Annotated in this window: 4 protein-coding genes; all 4 read right to left on the bottom strand. The window is 52.3% G+C overall.

What is annotated here, in order from left to right:
• The coding region (locus ACETWG_06175; GenBank protein MFB0516174.1) for a hypothetical protein at nt 1-199 on the bottom strand (199 nt) is incomplete at its 3' end.
• A gap of 247 nt (nt 200-446) precedes the next feature.
• Nucleotides 447-1577, bottom strand: coding sequence for a hypothetical protein (locus tag ACETWG_06170; protein ID MFB0516173.1), 1131 nt, complete (start codon nt 1575-1577; stop codon nt 447-449).
• Nucleotides 1578-1619: 42 nt separating this feature from the next.
• Complete coding sequence (locus ACETWG_06165) at nt 1620-3011, bottom strand: Ig-like domain-containing protein (protein MFB0516172.1); 1392 nt, start codon at nt 3009-3011, stop codon at nt 1620-1622.
• Nucleotides 3012-3088: 77 nt separating this feature from the next.
• On the bottom strand, nt 3089-3397 hold a 309-nt coding region (locus tag ACETWG_06160; protein ID MFB0516171.1), incomplete at its 5' end, for a hypothetical protein.

Raw genomic sequence — 3397 nt, 5'->3', positions numbered from 1 at the left:
CCACTACGATATTCTTGCCGTTGAAGTTGATGTTCTCGACGTAGGTGCCGGGCTGGACGAGGACGGTGTCGCCAGTTGATGCGCCGTTGATTCCAGCCTGAATAGTGCTGGAGTCGGCGGGTATGTTAATGATATTGGCTGCGGATATAGAGACGAAAGTGAACAGGGCGAATGGGATGTGTTTAAAGTACTTATTCATGATTCATTAGCCAATTTTACAAGTACGGGGGATTCAGGACGAAATTTATTCATGGGTGCCATTGCCGGCATCAATAAATGGTTTACAATTGGTCTGCCTGCAATGTTCCTGTCAGAGACGAGATTCCCGATCCCTGCTCCCTGGATGGGGTGGCAAATCCGGTATGGAGGGTATCATGCACCTCGCAATCCCGATTTTGACCATCAGCCATTACCATCTTTTAGCCTGCTGCCATTTTCACCAAAAATCAGAAATTGTAGCGTATTGTGACTTTTGTGAATAGCGGTGCCTGCATCCCGCTCATGAAATACAGACCTTCTTTGAGCAGTTCCGGTTCGACAGCAAAATCCACCTGCAAAGCGTCAATACGGAGGGCGAGCCCGATAGTCTGCGCCGTCGAGACCCGAGTCTGCCTTAATGGGGAGCCCTCGCCAGATCCATCAAAGTTGCGCAGCTGCAGCCTTAAGATTGCACCTGCCCGAAGAGCAATCCACGGTCGGATCCACTTCTCCACTCCCAGTCCCGCTCGAGGAAGATCCCAGAGTATGTCCTTCGTTTTAACCGGACTCGTCTCCGTCCGGTCATACAATATGGAAGCATGAAAGATTACTAAAAAATCTTCCGGGCGGGCGATCTCGTAGGCGGTACCGATTCGAACACTAAAGTAATCCTCCTTATCACTTTCTGAAGCCTGTCCGGAAGAAAAGAACCGGGCACCACGAGCGCCTATTGTTGCCGTCACAACCGGGATAATTCTAACCGTATTCGTCAGCTCTACTGTGTTTCTCATCCGAAAGCCAAGTTCATAGTAACCTTTAGGCTCACTTCTTTTTTCCCCATTACTGATGTCTTTGAAGTTTGTGCCGCAGTAGGCTAAAGCTGCTTCGACAGTATCTCCGGCACCACTTTCAGATTCAATGCCGGCGATAACCTGGGTGACGGAGACCGACTTTTCATAAGAGGGAACGCGATTATTAATAGCTCCGAACCGGCTGAAGCGCAGGCCGAATCCTCTACTTCCTGCGGGGATACCCCAGAACAGATGCAGCTGCTCTTCGGCAGCCAGCGGTGCATAGGTCACCTGCTTTTCGTCCGCTCCGAACGCTACTCCCAGAACCATTCCCCGTGGTAGCGCGTAGGTTCCGGATGCCCAGAATTCGGACTGCGGTGTAAGCTCACTGGCGCGGCCGCCAAGGCTCATTACCAGCAAGTTGGGGTATTGGAGCAAGGAAGCCGGGAAATACCAGATGTTATCCTCGTCTTTCAGGAATAGTGCCGAAGCACCAAGCGTCTCCACCCGCGTATCTGTCGCTCCGATGGGGCTTGGTAAAAGGATGACCATCGCAATAATGGCGGAAAACAGGATACAACCCCTCATCAGCTTTATGCCCTCCTTGTGACACCTGATCCGGCAGACATATCACAGCTCCGGTCTGGTTATAAAAGTGAAGCTGTAGGGTGCCTTCAGGCTGGTCCCATGCAAGTCGCTCGCCTGGGTGCCGAGCGTGACGGTGTACTGGGTATTAACCCTGAGATTGGATGATGGCCAGAAAGTGAGAGCGTTTTTCACGTCACTATTATGCTCGGTGCCCCACCTCAAGGAACCGGATACGCTCGGTTTGATGGAAAAGGCGCTTTCGACACTCGATTTCACCATGAAGGTATTGAACCACATCGTGATCTTGGCGCCGGGGCTCACATAGACCTCAGAGTTACCTGGTGAAGTGGAGGTCACGCTAACCGGAGCGGTATCGAAGGAGAAGGCAAAATCGTCACCTAACGGCACGCCGTCGAGATCCTCCGCCGTTTTAGCGATAGTGATTTCGTAGTTGGTTTCAGCAAAAAGAGGTGCACCGGTGTAGATTTTGAGAACATTTTTCTGGGGCCAGAGGAAGAAGAATTCCTGGGACGGTTTTATGCTGACGGCCGCCTCGGTTGTACCGGGGTCCATCCGCCGGGGGAAGGTGACGAAGATTGAATTCGTCATCAGATTGACATCCACATCGCCGTGGAAAGGTTGGGTCTGGATGCCCGCATAGCTGACGGATGACTGGACGGTGCTGAAGGAGAACTCCAGCGGGAAGCGAAGGTGAACGCCGGAGGTGTCCATCGCCTCGGTGCTAAGTGTGACATAGTAGGTCGTATCGGGATACGAGTCCTTTTGCGCCATCTGATAGGTCACACTCGTGATTTTACTGTACGTCGTAATGGTGGCCCCTTCGTCCCAGGCGGTTCCAGATAGCGCATCGTCGTAATAATACCTTGGGCTCGGTGCCTGGGTGTAGCGGCCCCAGAAGAATATGCCCTCGGTGGGCGGGTCGGTGGAAAAGGCCGCTTCGACGCTCTCGCGATCCATATCCCTTGTAAAGATGATAGAGATATTAATCCGCTGCCACCGGCTCGAATAGACCATCTCGTCTTTATCCTCGGGATAATGGTCGGAGACCAGGTCAGGAACCGTTGAAAGATCGATCTCGCCCATGTAGGTAACGCCGCCGGGATTGACCATGACGTTCTTGTGTAAGTAGGTGCGGTAGTTATCGGCCTGGATGGTCAGGTCGTAATTGCCCGTTCGCAGGTCTAATATCGCGAAATTCCCGGTGGCCGGATCGATTCCCGTTGATTCGATCGGCTCGACCTGACTCACGATGACCTCAGCACCGCTATTATGCTGCTTAACGGTGCCGACGATGTCACCATGGAGCAGATCATTCGACCACGGGTCCTGTCCCTCGTAGATGTTTTTCTCGCAGCTCAGAACCAGAGCAGTGAGGATTATAATACCGATGAGTTTTAAACCGGACTGTCGCATAGCATACCTCCTTGTTACCGGACCGCTTATGTATAGCGCCCGGTGTGAGTTCAGCCAATAGGTATTTTCTTTATAAGTCATGAGCTGGTATCAGGGGCACAACCCACATACCGTGGGGTTCCCGCAAATCCTTCATGGTCGATAACCTTGATCCCCCCGACATGGGAACACTGGCTGCTATCGCAATTCTCGTAAAAAAGGCCAAATAGGAGCGGGTACATCTTACAGCCGAAAAGCCGCTCTTCTCCCCGCCGGACAACCACTTCGTCGTTCCGGATATCCCTTCCCAACACCACATAACGATCAACCTCGGATGTGTCCAGTTCATTTCGGAACACAAGGGCATTCAGGCTTTCGACCTGGCGGTATAGCTCTTTGATGTCATC

This window comes from Candidatus Neomarinimicrobiota bacterium (assembly GCA_041862535.1).
Classification (GTDB): Bacteria; Fidelibacterota; Marinisomatia; order SCGC-AAA003-L08; family TS1B11.
The sequence above is the reverse complement of the archived record's forward strand: the minus strand, read 5'-3'. Positions and strand labels throughout refer to the sequence as shown.

What these genes read in the sequence shown, in the direction of transcription:
- ACETWG_06170 (MFB0516173.1), bottom strand. Translation starts at nt 1,577, where the DNA reads ATGAGGGGTTGTATCCTGTTTTCCGCCATTATTGCGATGGTCATCCTT.
- ACETWG_06165 (MFB0516172.1), bottom strand. Translation starts at nt 3,011, where the DNA reads ATGCGACAGTCCGGTTTAAAACTCATCGGTATTATAATCCTCACTGCT.